General features: G+C 62.1%; 13 protein-coding genes. 8 read left to right on the top strand and 5 right to left on the bottom strand.

Annotated features, from left to right (window positions below; all coding sequences use genetic code 11):
• Nucleotides 1–17: 17 nt before the first annotated feature.
• Entirely contained in the window at nt 18–512 is a 495-nt protein-coding gene (locus TR36_RS06660) for a superoxide dismutase family protein (protein WP_045390822.1), read from the bottom strand.
• 129 nt (nt 513–641) lie between these two features.
• On the opposite strand from TR36_RS06660, the gene serS reads away from it, so the two are divergent.
• Entirely contained in the window at nt 642–1,931 is a 1,290-nt protein-coding gene (gene serS / locus TR36_RS06655) for a serine--tRNA ligase (RefSeq protein WP_045390825.1), read from the top strand.
• On the opposite strand, the gene TR36_RS06650 is transcribed toward serS, so the two are convergent.
• A complete protein-coding gene (locus TR36_RS06650) occupies nt 1,928–2,527 on the bottom strand; it encodes a lytic transglycosylase domain-containing protein (protein WP_045390828.1) in 600 nt (199 codons plus the stop codon). The two genes, serS and TR36_RS06650, sit on opposite strands and share 4 nt — an antisense overlap.
• 148 nt (nt 2,528–2,675) lie before the next feature.
• On the opposite strand from TR36_RS06650, the gene ssb reads away from it, so the two are divergent.
• Entirely contained in the window at nt 2,676–3,194 is a 519-nt protein-coding gene (ssb, locus tag TR36_RS06645; RefSeq protein ID WP_045390830.1) for a single-stranded DNA-binding protein, read from the top strand.
• A 37-nt stretch (nt 3,195–3,231) separates the two neighbouring features.
• On the opposite strand, the gene TR36_RS06640 is transcribed toward ssb, so the two are convergent.
• Nucleotides 3,232–5,520 carry a Tex family protein gene (locus TR36_RS06640; RefSeq protein ID WP_045390832.1) on the bottom strand — a complete coding sequence of 763 codons (2,289 nt, stop codon included), beginning with the start codon at nt 5,518–5,520 and terminating at the stop codon, nt 3,232–3,234.
• A 165-nt stretch (nt 5,521–5,685) separates the two neighbouring features.
• On the opposite strand from TR36_RS06640, the gene TR36_RS06635 reads away from it, so the two are divergent.
• The 6 genes from TR36_RS06635 to TR36_RS06610 all read left to right on the top strand — a co-directional run bounded on the left by TR36_RS06635 (nt 5,686) and on the right by TR36_RS06610 (nt 15,434).
• Complete coding sequence (locus TR36_RS06635; RefSeq protein ID WP_062762780.1) at nt 5,686–7,263, top strand: peptide ABC transporter substrate-binding protein; 1,578 nt, start codon at nt 5,686–5,688, stop codon at nt 7,261–7,263.
• 56 nt (nt 7,264–7,319) lie between these two features.
• Nucleotides 7,320–8,243: an ABC transporter permease subunit gene (locus tag TR36_RS06630; protein ID WP_045390834.1), complete on the top strand. Its 924-nt coding sequence runs from the start codon at nt 7,320–7,322 to the stop codon at nt 8,241–8,243.
• Nucleotides 8,236–9,348, top strand: coding sequence for an ABC transporter permease (locus TR36_RS06625; RefSeq protein ID WP_045390837.1), 1,113 nt, complete (start codon nt 8,236–8,238; stop codon nt 9,346–9,348). Before TR36_RS06630 ends, TR36_RS06625 begins: the two co-directional genes overlap by 8 nt.
• 1 nt (nt 9,349) lies before the next feature.
• Nucleotides 9,350–10,957, top strand: a complete 1,608-nt coding sequence (locus TR36_RS06620; protein ID WP_045390840.1) for an ABC transporter ATP-binding protein — start codon at nt 9,350–9,352, stop codon at nt 10,955–10,957.
• A 122-nt stretch (nt 10,958–11,079) separates the two neighbouring features.
• Complete coding sequence (locus TR36_RS06615; RefSeq protein WP_062762776.1) at nt 11,080–12,216, top strand: efflux RND transporter periplasmic adaptor subunit; 1,137 nt, start codon at nt 11,080–11,082, stop codon at nt 12,214–12,216.
• Nucleotides 12,213–15,434 (top strand): efflux RND transporter permease subunit, encoded by a 3,222-nt coding sequence (locus TR36_RS06610; protein ID WP_062762773.1) that lies wholly within the window; start codon nt 12,213–12,215, stop codon nt 15,432–15,434. The genes TR36_RS06615 and TR36_RS06610 overlap by 4 nt, the downstream gene beginning before the upstream one ends.
• On the opposite strand, the gene TR36_RS06605 is transcribed toward TR36_RS06610, so the two are convergent.
• On the bottom strand, nt 15,388–15,876 hold the full coding sequence (locus TR36_RS06605; protein ID WP_052362602.1) for a hypothetical protein: 489 nt from the start codon (nt 15,874–15,876) through the stop codon (nt 15,388–15,390). The two genes, TR36_RS06610 and TR36_RS06605, sit on opposite strands and share 47 nt — an antisense overlap.
• 94 nt (nt 15,877–15,970) lie before the next feature.
• The gene (locus tag TR36_RS06600) at nt 15,971–19,081 is read right to left on the bottom strand and encodes an EAL domain-containing protein (RefSeq protein WP_062762769.1); all 3,111 of its coding nucleotides are present in this window, start codon (nt 19,079–19,081) and stop codon (nt 15,971–15,973) included.
• Nucleotides 19,082–19,127: the final 46 nt, after the last annotated feature.

Genomic DNA, 19,127 nt, shown 5'->3' with positions numbered 1-19,127 from the left:
CCGGTGCATATGACGTTTTATTCGATAACGGCGCAGGCAATGCGATTGCCCGCATTTCCGGCAGGATCGCTCACGTAATCGTCAGGGCCATCATGGACCACCAGCGCCTTGCCGGACATATCATCGAACGGGATCATGGTGTTCAGCACTTCTGCCACCATCTCGCCATCCTCGTTCACCGACTGGTTGGGCATGTCACCGGCGTGGGGGCCCGTATCACTGAAGAACCCGTGGGTGACGCCGGTCGGGTTGTAATGTCCGCCCGCCGATTTGAAATCGCCTTCGCAACTGCCCGTTTCATGGACGTGAAGGCTCAGCGGTCCTTCGGGCAGATCCTTGATGTCGACAGATATCAGCACACCCTCCCCGACGGGCCGTATTTCGGCGGTACCGATGTTTTCCCCATCCGTATTCACGAAAGTGGCCTCTTTCGGGGTCGGCATATCCTGGGCATAGGTGGGCAGCGCCAGAAGCGGGACACAGGTTGCCACAAGGGCAGCGATGCGTTTCATCGTCGATCCTCCTCGGATTGTCTGGGGGGATAACCGGCCCGGCCCGCCAAGGTTCCCGCATTTCACGGTTCCATGGTGGCGCGGGATGGGGCATAGAACCTGCATAACTTTGCACCTGAGGAGTCAGCCATGCACGACATTCGCGCCATTCGCGAAAACCCCGCCGCTTTTGATGCGGACCTGTCCCGCCGCGGGTTGGACGGGCTGTCGTCACGCGTGCTGGCTCTGGATGAGGCACGGCGCAGCAAGATCCTGGCGGCAGAAACCGCACAGGCGGAACAGAACCGCGCCAGCAAGGACGTGGGCGCCGCCAAAGCTTCAGGCAATGAGGCGGAGTTCGAACGGCTGCGCGCTTTGGTCGCACAGAAAAAGGCCGATATCGCCCGCCTGAACACCGAGGCCGCCGCCGAGGATGCCGCCCTGCGCGATCTGCTGATGACATTGCCGAACCGCCCTGCCCCCGAGGTGCCGATGGGCGCCGATGAAAACGAAAACGTGGAACTGCGCCGCTGGGGCCAGCCGCGCGAATTCTCCTTCACCCCGAAGGAGCATTTTGAGATCACGGGTGCGGCGGACGGCCTGGATTTTGCGACCGCCGGCAAGCTGTCCGGCAGCCGCTTTGTTGTGCTGCGCGGTGCCGTGGTGCGGCTGCACCGGGCCCTTGGCCAGATGATGCTGGACCTGCACGTGAACGAACACGGCCTGTCCGAAACATGGACCCCGGTTCTGGTGCGGGATGAGGCAATGGTCGGCACGGGCCAGCTGCCGAAATTCTCCGAAGACAGCTATCGGACCACCAACGGCTGGTGGCTGATCCCCACGTCCGAGGTGACGCTGACCAATACCGTCGCCGGTGAGGTGCTGGAGGAGGAGCGTTTGCCGATCCGCCTGACAGCCCTGTCCCAATGCTTCCGTTCCGAGGCGGGCAGCGCGGGCAAGGATACGTCGGGCATGCTGCGGCAGCACCAGTTCGAGAAGGTGGAAATGGTGTCGATCACCACCCCCGAACAATCTGCCGCCGAGCATGAACGCATGACGGGCTGCGCCGAGGCCGTGCTGCAGAAGCTGGGCCTTCCCTATCGCGTGCTGTTGCTCTGCACCGGGGATACTGGATTCGGCGCCACCAAGACCCATGATCTGGAAGTGTGGCTGCCCGGCCAAAATACCTATCGCGAAATCTCGTCCGTATCGGTGTGCGGTGATTTCCAGGCCCGCCGCATGAACGCCCGCTTCCGCCCGCAGGGTGGCAAGCCGGAATATGTCCACACGCTGAACGGCTCGGGGCTGGCGGTTGGCCGCTGCCTGATCGCCGTACTGGAAAACGGCCAGCAAGAGGATGGATCCGTTGATCTGCCCGAAGCACTTTGGCCCTATCTGGGCGGCAAGACACGGATCACAGCAGAAGGGGCGCTGGCTTAACGGCCAGCGATCACGCGCACGTAGTTTTGCGTTTCTTCGTAAGGTGGAATGCCGCCAAAGCGTTCCACCGCCACCGGCCCCGCGTTATAGGCCGCAAGCGCATGCGTCCAGTTGCCGAAACGGTCGTACATCATCCGCAGATATTTGGCGCCACCATCCAGATTGGAAACCGGATCATCGATCCGCGCCCCGATCAATGCCGCCGTGCCAGGCATCAATTGCGCCAGTCCCCGTGCGCCCTTCGATGAAACCGCATTCGGGTTCCAGCCGGATTCCTGCTGGATCAACCGCAGAAACAGATCTTCGGGCACGTTGTACTTACGCGCGGCACTGCGCGCCGTTTCCAGATATTGCCCGCGGTACTGGCCGGAATAGCGTGGCGTTGCCGTTGTCACGGACATTGCCGCCTTCGGCTCTTCCTTTTCGGAGGCGGGGCGAAGGCGTGTCGATCCGGAATACTGGCTGGATGCCCGGCTATCGAGAACCTGGAACTGCGATGCCTGCCGCGAAACGCCGGGCGTGGCACCGAAAATCCCTTCGGCCTGCGCACTTCCCGCCATCAATACGGCCATTGCCGCAAACCTGATTGCCTTCATGGCCCTGCCCCGTCTTATTCGCGCGCAGAATACATGAAACCCGCGACGTGGAAAGAGTGCAGGCCGCGATCGGCGGAAACCGTTCGCTTGCGGCACGGCGACGGGCCGTGTAATCCCAGTGTTCAAACCGATTACGGGAGGTTCGCGCATGGCGGGTTCGGTCAACAAGGTTATCATCGTCGGCAATCTGGGCCGCGATCCGGAAGTGCGCAGCTTCCAGAATGGCGGTCGCGTCGTAAACCTGCGCATTGCCACATCGGAAAACTGGCGCGACAAGGCATCGGGAGAGCGGAAGGAGCGGACCGAATGGCATTCGGTTGCCATTTTCTCCGAACCGCTGGGTAAGATTGCGGAGCAATACCTGCGCAAAGGGTCGAAAGTTTATATCGAAGGCCAGTTGGAAACCCGCAAATGGCAGGACCAATCCGGCGCCGACCGCTATTCGACCGAAGTCGTCCTGCGCCCCTTCCGCAGCGAATTGACCCTGCTGGATGGCCGTGACGGTGGCGGCTCCTCGGGTGGTGGCGGTTACGATGATCGCGGCGGCTCGTCGGGCGGCTATGATTACGATGATGGCGGACGCAGCGGCGGTGGCTCGCGTCACGGTGGCGGCCAATCCTCGGGCGGCGGACGCGGAGCAGATTTCGACGACGAAATCCCGTTCTGATCGAAAAAGGGCGGCCCCGCGGGGCCGCCCTTTTTGTTTACCTGCCGAACCCCTTGAGCGCGTCGGCAAAGGCATTGCCCGAAGCCGCTTCCTTCGGGGCCGCTTTGGATGGGCCGCGCACACGATCCTTCGGCGGGCGCGGGGCCTCGATCGGGGCGCCATCCTTGCGCATGGTCAGGCCGATGCGCTTGCGAGGGGCATCCACCTCGGTCACCCGCACCTTCACGACATCGCCGGCCTTCACCACCTCATGCGGGTCCTTGACGAAGCGGTCCGCCAACTGGCTGACGTGGACCAGCCCGTCCTGATGCACGCCGATATCCACAAAGGCACCAAAGGCCGCCACATTCGTGACCGTCCCCTCCAGCAGCATGCCGGGCTTCAGATCCCCGATGGTATCGACACCCTCGGCAAAGGTCGCGGTCCGGAACTCGGGGCGTGGATCGCGGCCGGGCTTTTCCAGCTCTGCCAGAATATCCCTCACCGTCGGCAGACCGAACCGGTCATCAATGAAATCGCGCGGGTTCAGGGCCTGCAGCGCACCGGCATCCCCCATGACCGACCGCAGGTCGCGCCCGCAGGCGGCCACGATCCGCCGCGCGACATCATAGGCCTCGGGGTGGACCGACGAGGCATCCAGCGGCTCCTTGCCATCGGCAATCCGCAGGAACCCGGCCGCCTGCTCATAGGCTTTCGGGCCAAGGCGCGGCACCTTCAGCAACTCTCGGCGTGACCGGAAAGCCCCCGCAGAATCGCGGTGCAGCACGATCGCATCCGCCAGCGATGCGCCCAGCCCCGAAACCCGTGCCAGCAAGGCAGACGATGCGGTGTTGAGATCGACCCCCACCGCGTTCACCGCATCCTCGACCACGGCATCCAGCTGCCGGGACAGGCGGTTCTGATCCACGTCGTGCTGATACTGCCCGACGCCGATGCTTTTCGGCTCAATCTTCACCAGCTCCGCCAGCGGGTCCTGCAAGCGGCGCGCGATGGATACGGCCCCCCGCAACGACACATCAAGATCGGGAAATTCCTTTGCAGCCAGCTCAGAGGCGGAATAGACCGACGCGCCCGCCTCTGACACGATCACCTTCGTGGGCTTTGCCCCGGGCAGGCCCGAAATCACATCCGCCACAAGCCGTTCGGATTCGCGGCTGGCCGTGCCGTTGCCGATCGCAACCAGCGCAACACCATGGGCGCGGATCAGGCGGGCAATTTCGGCCGAGGCCCCGCGCAGATCGTTTTTGGGCTGGAACGGATAGATCGTCGATGTTTCCAGCACCTTGCCCGTCGCATCCACAACAGCCAGCTTGCAGCCCGTGCGGATGCCCGGATCAAGGCCCAGGGTGGCCTTGCCGCCCGCAGGTGCGGCCAGCAGCAGATCCTTCAGGTTGCGGGCAAAGACATTGATCGCCTCGGCCTCGGCCCGCGCGCGCAGATCCCCCATCAGATCTAGTGTCAGCGAGGTCCGCAGTTTCACCCGCCATGCCCAGGCCGCCGCCTCGCGCAGCCAGCGGTCCCCCGCGCCGGCTCCCTTGGCCTCCAGTGCGGCAGCAGCCATGCCCTCGGCACGGCTCTGCCCCCTTGCGGCCTCCGGCTCCACCGAAAGATCAAGGCTTAGGATACCTTCGTTGCGGCCTCGCATCATGGCCAGAACACGGTGGCCCGCCGCTTTGCCGAAGGGTTCATCATGCGCGAAATAGTCGGAGAACTTGGCTCCTTCGGCTTCCTTCCCCGCCACCACGCGGGCGGTCACGCGGCCCTCTTCGGCCATATGGCTGCGCAGGCGCCCCAGAAGGGTGGCATTCTCGGCCAGACCCTCGGCCACGATATCGCGCGCACCCTCCAGTGCCGATTTTATGTCGGCAACCGCTTCGGTCAGATATCCGGCCGCGAGCGCCTCGGGATCGGCGCTGCGATCGGCCAGAATACCCTCGGCCAGCGGTCCAAGGCCGTTTTCCCGCGCGATCATCGCACGGGTCCGTCGCTTCGGTTTGTAGGGAAGATAGATATCTTCCAGCTCTGCCTTGGTCATAACGGCAGCGATCCGCCCCTCAAGCGCGGCATCCAGCTTGCCCTGATCGCGGATGGATCCGAGAATGGCGGTACGGCGTGCCTCCAGCTCTCGCAGATATCCCAGACGCTCCGACAGAAGGCGCAACTGCGAATCGTCAAGCCCGCCCGTCATTTCCTTACGGTAGCGGGCAACGAAAGGGACCGTGGCACCTCCGTCCAGCAGGTCGATGGCAGCAAGCGCCTGCCGCGGTTCTGCGCCGATCTCGGCCGCGATGATATGGGGAATGCGACGGGTTGTTTCAGATGTCATCAAAGGCTCCGTTTCCGGCCTGTATCTTAGCCCCTCAATCAATGGAACGGCAAGGATACGCCTTGACGCGACGTTTACCTTGCGATGACACCTCTCGCACGATTGACTTGGAGCGTGAAATTGCCAAAAACCGCAATTTCCGACCATCAGGGAGACTACAAAAAAATGAAAAAACGCGATTTGCTTACCGCGTCAGCCTTGGCGCTTGTGCTAAGCGTGGCTGCGGCTTCGGCGGAAACGGTGATGAACCGTGGCAATGACACCGATCCCGCCTCGCTTGATCCGCACCAGACCCAGACCGTCTCCGAAAGCCGGGTCCTGAATGACCTGCTTGAAGGCCTGGCAACCGTCGATGCCGATGGCAAAGTCATCCCCGGCATGGCCGAAAGCTGGGACATCAGCGAGGATGGTACGGTCTACACCTTCCATATGCGCGATGCGAAATGGTCGAACGGCGACCCCGTCACCGCGAATGATTTCGATTACTCCCTGCACCGGATCATGGATCCGGCAACCGCGGCGGGCTATGCCTCCATCCTGTTCCCGATCAAGAACGGTGAAGCGGTTGCCGGTGGCAACATGCCGCTGGACCAGCTCGGCGTTCGCGCGATCGACGACAAGACGCTCGAAATCACGCTTGAAAACCCGACCCCCTATTTCATCCAGCTGCTGACCCACCAATCCGCCCTGCCCGTCCACAAGGCATCGGTTGACGAATTCGGCAACCAGTTCACCCGCGCGGGCAACATGGTCACCAACGGGGCCTACATGCTGGACTCCTTCACCCCGAATGACAAACTGGTCATGGTGAAGAACCCGAATTACTACAACGCGGACAAGGTGGCCATCGATCGGGTCAACTGGATCCCCTTCGACGATATCTCGGCCTGTATGCGCCGCTTCCAGGCCAGCGAAGTCTCGATCTGTTCCGACGTACCGGGCGAACAGATGGATTACGTCAAGGCGAACCTGGCTGATGCGCTGCACGTCTCTCCCTATCTGGGCACATTCTACCTGCCCATCAAAGGCGCCGAAGGTAGCCCGCTGAAGGATGCCCGCGTCCGCAAGGCGCTGTCGATGGCGATCGACCGTGATTTCATCGCAGAGCAGGTCTGGGCCGGCACGATGCTGCCAAGCTACACGTTGGTTCCGCCCGGAATCTCCAACTATGTCGATGGTGGCATCACTGTCGATTATGCCGACACCGACCTGTTCGACCGTGAGGACGAAGCCAAGGAACTGCTGGAAGAAGCAGGCGTGGCACCGGGCAGCCTGACAATCGAGCTGCGCTACAACACCTCCGAGAACAACAAGAACACCATGGCAGCCGTTGCCGACATGCTGAAGAACATCGGCGTGAACGCCACGCTGAACGAAGTCGAAGGCACGACCTACTTCAACTACCTGCGGGAAGGCGGGCAGTTTGACGTCGCCCGTGCCGGCTGGATCGGTGATTACGACGATCCGCAGAACTTCCTGATGCTGTACACCAGCGATACGCCCTTCAACTATCCCCGCTGGAAAAACCCCGATTACGATGCGCTGATGGCCAAGGCTGCAGCCACCACCGACCTGACCGAACGTGCGAACGTTCTGTCCGACGCCGAAAAGCTCCTGCTGGATCAACAGCCGATCATCCCGATCCTTTCGTACTCCTCGCGCGCCCTTGTGGCGTCGAACGTCGAAGGGTACCACGATAACCTGCTGAACGATCACCTGACCCAGTGGCTTTCGCTTAACTGATCTTACAAGGGCGGATCACCAGGTTCGCCCTTCTTCCTTATTTGAGTAGGTATTCGATGCTTGGTTACACCTTGCGACGGATGGCCAGTGCAATCCCGACGATCTTTATCATCGTGACGCTGACCTTCTTCGCGATCCGCATCGCGCCGGGGGGGCCGTTCGATCTGGAACGCCCTCTCGATCCGCTGATTCTTGCAAACTTGCAGCGCGCGTACAATCTGGACGCCCCGTTGTGGCAACAGTATCTGATCTATCTGGGCAATCTCGTGCAGGGGGATCTCGGGCCAAGCTTCACGCGGCGTGACTTTTCGGTGAACGATCTGTTTGCCCAGGGGTTGCCCGTGTCGATCCTGCTTGGCAGCCTGGCCCTGCTGGCCGCGGCCATCATGGGGACATTCCTTGGTGCGGTTGCGGCACTTCGCCAGAACTCGTGGCTGGACAATGCGATCGTCGCGATTGCGACGCTCGGGATCACCACCCCGAATTTCGTCATCGCTCCGCTGCTCAGCCTGCTGTTCGGTGTCGTTCTGGGAATTCTGCCGGCAGGCGGCTGGTCGGATTCGAACCCCGCCTACTGGATCCTGCCGATCGTGACGCTGGCCCTGCCCCAGGTGGCCGTGATTGCCCGTCTGGTACGGGGCGCCACGGTGGAGGCCCTGCGTGCCAACCACGTGCGGACTGCCCGAGCCTATGGTCTGCCGGGTCGCGTAGTCGTGGGGGTCCATGCCCTGCGCGCCGCGATGCTGCCGACCGTTTCCTACCTCGGGCCAACCGCCGCCGCACTGCTGACGGGGTCGGTCGTTGTGGAGACGATTTTCGGACTGCCCGGTATCGGGCGATATTTCGTGCAAGGTGCGCTTGGGCGCGATTACACGCTGGTGATGGGAACGGTTGTCGTGATCGCGGTCTTCGTGGTCCTGTTCAACCTGCTCGTCGACCTTGCCTATGCGTGGCTGGACCCGAGGGTACGTTATGACTGATGCAACAACAAACGCGGCGCCCAGCCGCTCTCTGTGGCAGGATGCCTGGCGCCGTCTGCGCGCCAACCGGGCCGCTGTCACCAGCCTGATCGTGCTGATCGTACTGGGCCTTGCCGGTATTTTCGGGCCGATGATCTCTCCCCACCCCTACGGGCAGATCTATCAGCAATATGTGCGCGTGCCGCCCAGCCTCGAGGCCTATCCCCGCGCAGAAGAGATCGAACCGGCCATCGAGAGCCTGATCCGCCGCGCCCGTGTAGAGGCCGTGGGGGCCGAGGTTGAAGGCCAGACGGCCACCGTCGCCGTCCGCTCCGACCAGCCCATCGATACGCGGATCACCCGCTATTTCGAGCGTTCGGACCAGTTCACAAATCCGCAGCTGGAGCTGGCCGATGACGGGATGACCGGCACGCTGACGGTGACGGTCGATCGCAACTATTTCCTGCTGGGCACGGACAACCTCGGTCGTGACATGCTCTCGCGCATCCTGATCGGCGTCCGCATCTCGCTGGCAATCGGCCTTCTGGCGTCGGCCATGGCGCTGGTGCTGGGCGTGGCCTATGGCGCGATCTCGGGCTATCTGGGCGGGCGCGTGGATAACGTCATGATGCGGATCGTGGATATCCTCTATTCGCTGCCCTTCATCTTCTTCGTCATTCTGCTGCTGGTGTTTTTCGGGCGAAGCCTGTTCATCATCTTCATCGCCATCGGCGCCACAGAATGGCTGGATATGGCGCGCATCGTCCGCGGCCAGACGCTCAGCCTCAAACGGCGCGAGTTCGTTCAGGCGGCCGAGGCTATGGGGGCCACACGTTCGGGGATTCTGCGTCGGCACATCATCCCGAACGCACTGGGTCCGGTGATCGTCTTTGTCACGCTGCTGGTGCCCAAGGCCATTCTGGCCGAAAGCCTGCTGTCGTTCCTCGGCCTTGGGGTCCAGGATCCGATGACATCGCTTGGCCTTCTGATTTCCGAGGGCGCGCAGAACATGCGCGGGGCCCCGTGGCTGCTGTTCGGACCGGCCGCGACACTGACCGTGATCCTGTTCGCGCTGAACTTCCTTGGCGATGGCCTGCGCGACAGCCTTGACCCGAAGGAGCGCTGATATGACCGAGACGATCCTATCCGTCCGCGATCTGCGCGTGACATTCGAAACCCCGGACGGCCCTGTTTCCGCCGTTCGGGGGGTAAATCTCGATCTCAAGTCGGGTGAAACCCTGGCCATCGTCGGCGAGAGCGGTTCCGGCAAAAGCCAGACCACGATGGCGATGATGGGCCTTTTGGCCGCGAACGGCCGGGCCGACGGCAGCGTGACCTATCGTGGCCGCGAGATCCTGAACATCGGAGAGCGGGCGCTGAACGGCATCCGCGGCAAGAAGATCACCATGATCTTTCAGGAACCGATGACCTCGCTCGATCCGCTGTACCGGATCGGCCGGCAACTGGCCGAACCCCTGCGCTACCATGCGGGCCTGTCGGCACGGGCTGCGCGCCCGCGCATTCTGGAGTTGCTGCGCCTGGTCGGCATTCCCGACCCCGAGCGGCGGATCAACAGCTATCCGCACGAGCTGTCGGGCGGGCAACGTCAGCGCGTGATGATCGCGATGGCGCTGGCCAATGATCCGGACATCCTGATTGCGGATGAACCGACCACGGCGCTGGACGTGACCATTCAGGCGCAGATTCTGGAACTCCTTGCAGATCTGCAGAAGCGGCTGGGAATGGCGATCGTGTTCATCACCCATGACCTTGGCATCGTGCGCCGTTTTGCGGACCATGTGGCTGTCATGCGGTATGGCGAGGTGGTCGAGGATGGTGCGGCAGAGGCGCTGTTCGCAGCCCCCAAGCATCCCTATACGCAGATGTTGCTGGATGCCGAGCCAGAGGGCCGCAAGGAGCCTCCGGCCGAAGATGCGCCTGCCCTGCTGACCGGCGACGATGTGCGCGTCACCTTCCATCTTGGCGGGGGCCTTCTGGCCAAACCGACGCCGTTGCACGCGGTAAAGGGCATTTCGGTGTCCCTGCACGAAGGCCAGACGATCGGCGTGGTCGGCGAATCCGGTTCGGGCAAATCCACCCTGGGCCGCGCCCTGCTGCGGCTGACGGAATCCACGGGCCGCGTCGCATGGCTGGGCAAAGAGCTGCCCGAAGGGATTGACGCGATGCGCCCGTACCGGCGCGAATTGCAGCTGGTGTTTCAGGACCCCTTCGGCAGTCTGTCGCCCCGGATGACGGTGGGGCAGATCATCACCGAAGGGCTGCTGATCCACGAACCCACCCTGTCGCGCAAGGACCGCGCCAGACGCGCGGATGAGGCCTTGGCCGAAGTGGGCCTCGATCCTTCCATGCGCAACCGCTATCCGCACGAGTTTTCGGGCGGCCAGCGGCAGCGCATCGCGATTGCCCGCACTATGATCCTGCGCCCGCGGGTGATCGTGCTGGACGAACCCACCAGCGCGCTGGATCGTTCGGTGCAAAAGCAGATTGTCACGCTGCTGCGCGATCTGCAGGCCAAGCACAGCCTGTCCTATGTGTTCATCAGCCATGATCTGAGCGTGGTCCGCGCACTTTCGGACCATATCATCGTGATGAAGGCCGGCGAAATCGTGGAGCAAGGCCCCACCGATGCGGTATTCGACGCCCCGCGCCAAGACTACACCCGTGCCCTGATGGCTGCGGCCCTGTCCACGACCCGGTTCCGCACCGCCTCCTGATCTGCCGTGCGCCCCCCTTGTTTCGGGGGGCGCACAACCGGCCTGCGCCACGCAGGCGCAATTCGCTTGAATAGGGTCGCCGCCCCGCCACATTATGCCGGTATCCTATATACCGAGGTCCCATGCTGCGCCGCGCCTGCCTCTGCCTAGCCCTGTTCTTTCCCGGCAGCGTGTTTGCACAGGATGAAAATCTGCCTGCAATTACCGTCGTTCCGGCGACCATCGAACATATCACCAGCCATGTTCTGGCCTCGGGGTTCGTGGCGCCGGTGGAGCGGGTGGCCGTGCAGCCGCTGATCACGGGCCAACCAATAGATTCCCTTGAGGCCGACGTCGGGGATACTGTCGTGCAGGGGCAGGTTCTGGCACGTCTTTCCACCTCGACGCTGGAACTGGAAAAAAGCAGGCTGACGGCGCAGCTTGCCTCGGCCATCGCCTCGGTCGCACAGGCACAGGCCGGACAGGCCGAGGCCGCCGCAACCCAGACCGAAGCCCAGGCGAACGCCGAGCGTGCCGGCCAGTTGCAAGCGCAGCGCGCCACATCGCAGGCCGCCGTGGATCAGGCCCGCGCCGCCGCCGCCAGTGCCGATGCCCGCCTGCAGTCCGCCCGCCAATCCGTCGCGGCAGCCGAGGCGCAGCGCAAGGTGGCCGAGGCGCAGATCGACGACATCAACCTGCAGATCCGCCGTGCCGAGGTGACTGCCCCTGTTTCTGGCGATGTCGTGGCGCGGAATGCCGTTCGCGGGTCCATTGCCGCCTCGGGCGGGGAGCCGATGTTCGAACTGATCCGCGACGGGGCCCTGGAACTGCGCGCCGACGTGGCAGAGGAGGATCTGCTTTCGCTGGCACGGGGCCAGTCGGCCATCATGCAGACCGTAACGGGGGTGCCGCTGCTGGGGCTGGTCAGGCTGGTAGAACCGGGGATCGATGAAACCACGCGGCTGGGGCGGGTCCGTATCCGCGTCGAAGATCCCTCCCGGTTGCGGACAGGCATGTTTGCCGAGGCGGATATTCTGGTTGCCGAACGCGATACGCTGGTTCTGCCCGATACGGCCGTAGGCCGCGACGCGGACGGCCCCTTCGTGCTGCGCGTGATCGATGGTGTGGTGCATCGGACAGATGTGGAAACCGGCATCCGCAATGCGGGCCTGATCGAGATTTTTACCGGTCTGGGCGAAGGAGACGAGGTGGTTGCCAAGGCCGGTGCCTTTGTGCGCGAGGGCGATCGTGTGAACCCGGTCCGGATACCGTCCGAATGAACTTTTCCGCATGGTCCATCCGCAACCCGATTGCACCGATCCTTGCCTTTGTCCTTCTGGTCGTTCTGGGCCTGCAGGCATTCTCCACCCTGCCCGTCACCCGGTTTCCCAATATCGATGTACCGCTGGTTTCCGTATCGGTCGTGCAGCAGGGCGCCGCCCCGGTAGAGCTGGAAAGCCAGGTCACCAAGGAGGTGGAGGATGCCGTGGCCGGGGTCGCAGGCGTCAAACGCGTCACATCCACGATCAATGACAGCCAAAGCACCACCGTTGTGGAATTCCAGATGGAGGTGCCGACCGACCGCGCCGTGCAGGATGTCAAGGATGCCATCGACCAGATACAGGCCGACCTGCCCGCAGATATCGAACCGCCCATCGTCTCGCGCATTGATGTGGAGGGGCAGGCCATTCTGTCCTATGCCGTCACCGCCCCTTCCATGACCATCGAAGAACTATCGTGGTTTGTGGATGATACCGTCGTGCGTGCGCTGCAGGGCCGGCAGGGGGTGGGCAAGGTAGACCGTTATGGCGGGGCCAATCGCGAAGTGCGGGTGACATTGGACCCTGTCCGCCTGAACAGCCTCGGGATCACGGCAGATGAGGTCAGCACCCAGATCGGCGCGACCAATGTCGATATTGGCGGCGGCAGGGCCGACCTTTCCGATACCGAGCAATCCATCCGCACACTTGGCGGGGCCGATGATGTGGCGGGACTGGCAGCCATGACTATCGCCCTGCCGAACGGCAACCGCGTTCGCCTGTCCGAACTGGGTGCGGTAACCGATACCTATGAGGAAATCCGCTCTTTCTCCCGTTTTGCGGGCAATCCTGTAGTGACCTTCGCCATTTTCCGGGCGCAAAAGGCATCCGAAGTCTCGGTCAACGATACGGTTCAGGAAGCGCTGGCCGAACTGCGCGCGGCCCATCCCGAAATCGCGATCACCAAGGTCGACGACATGGTCGGCTATACCATCGGCAATTACGAGACTGCCCTGCACACGCTGATCGAAGGGGCCATTCTGGCCATCCTTGTGGTATTGGCGTTTCTGAAGAACTGGCGCGCCACGATGATTGCAGCGGTGGCGCTGCCCCTATCGGCCATACCGACGTTCTGGGTCATGGACATGCTCGGCTTCTCGTTGAACCTTGTGTCCCTGCTGGCCATCACGCTGGCCACCGGTATTCTGGTAGATGACGCGATCGTGGAGGTGGAAAATATTGCCCGCCATATCCGGATGAGAAAGTCCCCCTATCGCGCCGCCATAGAGGCCGCGGATGAGATCGGGCTGGCAGTGATCGCCACGACGCTGACCATCGTTGCGGTATTCGTTCCGGTTTCCTTCATGCCCGGCATTCCGGGGCAGTATTTCTCGCAGTTCGGCCTGACGGTGGCCATATCCGTGCTGTTTTCGCTGATGGTGGCGCGGCTGATAACGCCGATGATGGCCGCCTATCTGATGCGTAGCAGCGACGCTGTTGAACATGAGGCGGGGGATGGCCGGATCATGCGCGGCTATCTTCGTCTGGTCGGTGTCACGCTGCGGTGGCGGTACCTGACGATGCTGTTCGCGATTGTCATTCTTGTAATTTCTCTGGTCTTCATGCTGCGGATTCCCGGCAGTTTCATTCCGGCCGAGGATGTGAGCCGCATCCCGCTCAGCGTGGAATTGCCGCCGGGCAGCACGTTGGAAGATACCGATGCCGCAACCCGTGAGATAGAGAACCGCATAATGGCCGTGGACGGGGTGGACCGGATCTTTACCCTGGGCGGGTCCTCTCCGACGGGGGATCTCGAGGTGCGGCGGGCCTCTGTCACGGTTCTGCTGGATGATCCCGCGAACGGATTTGCGGGCCGGCTCTGGAGGTTGTTCCACAGGATACCGTTGATCGGGGATCTGCTGCCGACCCCGACGAAACGGACCCGTCCCCAGTCGGATATCGAGACGGAAATTTTCGGTGCGCTTGCCCCCCTGCCCGACATGCGGGTTTACAAACTGAATGACCGCGGGCAGCGCGATATCCAGTTTTCGTTGCTGTCCGCAGATCAGGATGCCCTGAACGAGGCCACGGCCCGTTTGGAAACGGCCCTGCGTGCCGAACCTTTGCTGGCGAATGTAGCGTCCGAAGGCGCTCTGCCCCGCCCCGAGGTCCATGTGATCCCACGGCCCGAAGATGCCGCCCGCTTGGGCATCTCCACTGATACGATCGCCCGCACCGTACGGGTTGCAACCCAGGGCGATCTGGATGCCGCACTGGCAAAGATCTCGCTCGATGATCGGCAAATTCCGATCCGCGTGCGCCTTGCCGATAGTGCCCGGCAGGATCTGGCGCGCCTTGCTGCGCTGAAGGTGAAAACCGCTTCCGGCTCCCTTGTGCCCCTGACAACGGTCGCGGATGTGACCCGTTCATCCGGTCCCAGCATGATCGACCGCTATGATCGGGAACGGCGAACGACCATCGGGGCAAACCTGCCACCCGGTATCGCGCTTGGAACAGCCACCGCAGCCTTTCAGCGTGTGGCACAAAGCGTCGAACTTCCGCCCTCGGTCCGGCTGGAAGAACTGGGCGATGCCGAGGTTCAGGCAGAAATGCAACAGAGCTTTGGCAATGCCATGATTTTCGGCCTTTTGCTGGTATTGGCAGTCCTGATCCTGCTGTTCCGGTCTGCCGTGCAGCCCTTCACAATCCTGCTGTCGCTGCCTTTGGCGCTTGGCGGGGTGGCAGCTGCGCTGATCCTGACCAATCAGGCGCTGTCCATGCCGGTGCTGATCGGTATCCTGATGCTGATGGGCATCGTGACCAAGAACGCCATTCTGCTGATCGATTTTGCCATCGAGATGAAGGCACAGGGTATGGAGCGCGTCGCAGCCGTGGTGGAGGCCGGCCATAAACGCGCCCGCCCGATTGTCATGACCTCCATCGCCATGTCGGCGGGAATGTTGCCATCCGCGCTTGGAATTGGCGCAGGGGGAGAATTCCGCGCCCCCATGGCGATTGCGGTGATTGGCGGCATCATCGTCAGTACCGTGCTGAGCCTTGTGATCGTCCCGTCATTTTTCCTGATCATGGATGATCTGTCAGGGATTATGGCACGGTTTATCGGGCGGTTCATCGGGCCGCGGGACGAGGATGGTGATGAACCGCCGGCGGGAAATGACGAGCTTCGCGCGCTCAGAGAGCGTGTGGCGGAATTGGAGCGGCTGCGCCCTGCTCCATAGGTTGCAAGGTTGTCCGCAGGGTATCGATCCACGCCTCGACCCGGTCCCGCTCTGCGGCGGGAAGCCCGGGCAAATAGCGCGCCCGGGCATATACGGAAACCCGCGTTCCCCCGTTTTCCGGCAAAAGATGGATGGAGGTGAATGTCGGCAGCCCCATGACCGGAGAACGGGTGATCCATGTGCGATGAAATCCTTCGCCCGCAAAAAACTCCGTGCGCGGGGTATGGTTTGCAACCGCTTCCAGCCGCGCCGCGATCTGGTCAGGCGGCAAAGGTAGAAACGGACCATCCTCCTTGATCAGCAGGTGGTTGGGGCGGTGCGGCTTTCGCACCGTCAGAGGGTCAACATGCCAATCCTGCGAATCCGAAGGCGTGTAGCGCAGGAATGCCCAGACGACGATCAGGGCCACGGCCAGAAGGATCAGAATATCGAAGACGCTCATAGCCTTGGTTCCACCAATCGAGATTATCCACAGTTCAACGTCAGTTAGGAACGGTTTGATCCATAAACAACCAAGACTGGCGGCGGTTTGCCGATCAGGCAACCCGAGCTGCGTCAACCATATCCGGCATGACACATTCCAGAATGCCCGGGCGGCCAAGGTAATATCCCTGCGCCTGATCGCAGCCCTCGTTCCGCAGCAGATGCAACTGCTCGATGGTTTCCACACCTTCGGCCAGAACCGGCACCTCCAGACTGCGGCCCAATGCGAGAATGGCGCGGATGATCGCCTTTGCCTGCCGGTTCGTATCAACTTCATGGACAAAGCTGCGGTCCAGCTTGATCTTGTCGAAGGCAAAGGATCGCAGGGTTTCCAGCGAAGAATACCCTGTTCCGAAATCATCAATTGCGATCGTGACACCCAATGCCTTGATCTGTGCCAGCATGTTCAACGTACGCTCCTTGTTGGCGATGATGCTGGTTTCCGTCACTTCCAGCTCCAGCCGGTCGGGTTCCAGCCCTGTCTCTTCCAGAATGGCCTGAAGGGTCGCCACGAAATGCCGGTTCCCAAGCTGCACGGGTGACAGGTTTACGGCAATGCGGCTTTTCTGCACGAACCTTGCGGCCTGTTGGCATGCCGTGCGCAGCACCCATTCCCCTATCGGCAGGATGGCACCGCATTCCTCGGCCACCGGAATGAAATCAGCCGGAGAGACATTGCCCCGTTCGGGATGGTTCCAGCGCAGCAGCACCTCGAACCCCGTCGTTTCACCGGTGCTGACCGATTTCTGGATCTGATAGTGCAGGAACATCTCGTTCCGGTCCAGCGCCGTCCATAGATCCCGCGCCAATTGGCGGCGGCTGCGATATGCCTCGTCCATATCCGCCTGATAATAGCAGATCTTCTCCGTGATGCTGCGTTTTGCCCGGTACATGGCCATATCGGAATTGCTCAGCAGTTTTTCCGCCGTGTGACCATCTTCGGGGTAAAGGGCAATGCCGATGCTGGCCCCCACCGATACCTTGTGTTGTTGGATATTCACCGGGCTGCAGATCACGGCCATCAGGCGGTCCGCAAACTCCTGCACCTCGGATGGATGCCGATAGGGTTTGAAGGCGGCAAATTCGTCACCGCCGAAGCGGGCGGCAAACTCATCCCCGACCATGGCCGAGGTGACACGCTGTGCCAGAATGGTCAGCACTTCATCGCCGACAGCATGGCCCAGATGGTCATTGATTTCCTTAAAGCGATCCAGATCGATCCCCAGAACGGCGATACCGATGACGCCTTCGCGCTGGCTGTCGAGTGACCAACCGATATTTTCCTGAAAGCTGGCCCGGTTCGGCAGGCCAGTCAGCACATCATGGCGCGCCATATGCACGATCTGCCGTTCGGAGCGGGTGCGCTCGGTCACATCCTCGAACGTAGAGACCCAGCCCCCTTCGGGAATGGCGCGGTGGACCACCAGCAAAATCCGACCATCCTTGAGATCCAGCATCAGCTGATCGTCACATTGCGGACCGTGACGGTCCCTGCCGCGGCAATATAACGTCTGCAATGCATCACTGCCCGTATGCGCATTCCGCATCAGCCGCTGCGCGAAATCCTCGATCGAGATGCCATCGGGATCGGCACCGCCAAGCAGCTGCACCAGTCGGGCATTCGACAGGACCAGCCTGCCCGTGGCATCGAACAGGGCAATCCCCTGGATCATATTTTCGGTTGCGACATGCAGGTTGCGGCTGATGCGGGCAATTGTTCCGGCATCCTCGCGCTTGCGCGTTATGTCATGCGTGACATTGACGAAACCGATATGCTGGCCGTCATCGTCATGCATGGGTTCCAGCAGGATCTGCGCCCGGTACCTGTGGCCATCCTTGCGGAATTGCCACCCCTCCCCTTCATACTTTCCGGTACTCATGGCGCAATGAAGCATCCGCGAGGGGGGAACCGCCCGCTCCTCTGCGCTGTCAAAGAAGATGGAGAAATGCCTGCCAACAATTTCTGCCGCCAGATACCCCTTGTTGCGTTGGGCACCTACGTTCCAGTTGGCAATATGGCCGTCCGGCGTCAGCATGTAGATCGTGTAATCCGTCAGGCTCTGGACCAGAAAGCGAAAACGGCGTTCGGCCGCCAGCGCATCCTTGGCGGCACCCTCGGCCTTGGCCTGAACCGCCAGATCGTCGCGCAGATCCCGCAGGGAAATCACCTCGACCATGTCGTGCCCCAGTGACAGGGGCCGCAATGTGGCAGCAACCGCAATGACCGTTCCGTCATGCGCCGTGATATCGCAACGTACCGGCCTGCTATGGGAATTGCGCAGGATGGCCAAGGTGGAGGCAGACATCACATCCGCCAGCACCGTGCCCGTATCGAAGGCGGTCAGAATGCGAAACGCGATGTTGCAATTGGTGATGATGCCGTCACGAACCGTCAGAAGCCCCTCCTGGGTGGCATTCGCCAATTCGCGCAGCCGCTGCTTTTCCTGAATATCGCGGTGATTGTCCCGGGCCACGAAGAACAGCGCAATCAGGGGAAGCGACAGAAGAAACAGCGTGCCAAGCCCGACAGCAAGCGCCAGAACCGCCGCACTTCCCCCCGTCAGCCCGGAGACCGCAACACAGGCGGTCATATCCGCAGCCGACATAGCCGTGAAATGCATCAGGCAGACCGTGCCGGCCAACCCCGGAACGGCCATTTTCCGTAGCCGCGTGCTACCCCGCCGAGCCAGCATGAAACAGCCCGACCCCAGAACCGTGGGTAGAACAACGGATACCAGAATGCGTGTCGAATCCCAATCGATGCTGCCATCATATATCATGGCGCCCATGCCGGCATAATGCATCGACACCGCGCCCAATCCGAATATGGCCCCGCCCACCGGCGCACGCCATACCCCCAGCCGGAACGCCAGAATCGTGCCGAGGATCGAGATGACCAAGGACCACACAGTGGGCCAGAAGACATATCCGACCCGGAACCCCGGATCGAAAGACAGGGCCGCCACGAAATGTGTGGCCCATACCCCGAGGCCAAGGGCGCAACCGGCCAGAATGATCCATCGCCCCTGTGCTGCCCCGCTGGAACGCCACGCCCTTTGCCCCAGGGCCAGCCCCGACGCCGCCGCGAACAGGCTGATCAGAACCGCTCCGGCCAGAATGACGGTATCGTGCCGCATGGCGAATATCAGCAGCGTTTCAGGCATGGGACCCTCGGGTGTTGTTCGGGGCCAATTTTGCCTTTATGCGTGA

It is taken from the genome of Falsirhodobacter sp. alg1, assembly GCF_000739715.2.
Taxonomy (GTDB): domain Bacteria; phylum Pseudomonadota; class Alphaproteobacteria; order Rhodobacterales; family Rhodobacteraceae; genus Falsirhodobacter.
Note: the sequence above shows the minus strand (reverse complement) of the source record. Positions and strands in the feature narration are given on the sequence as shown.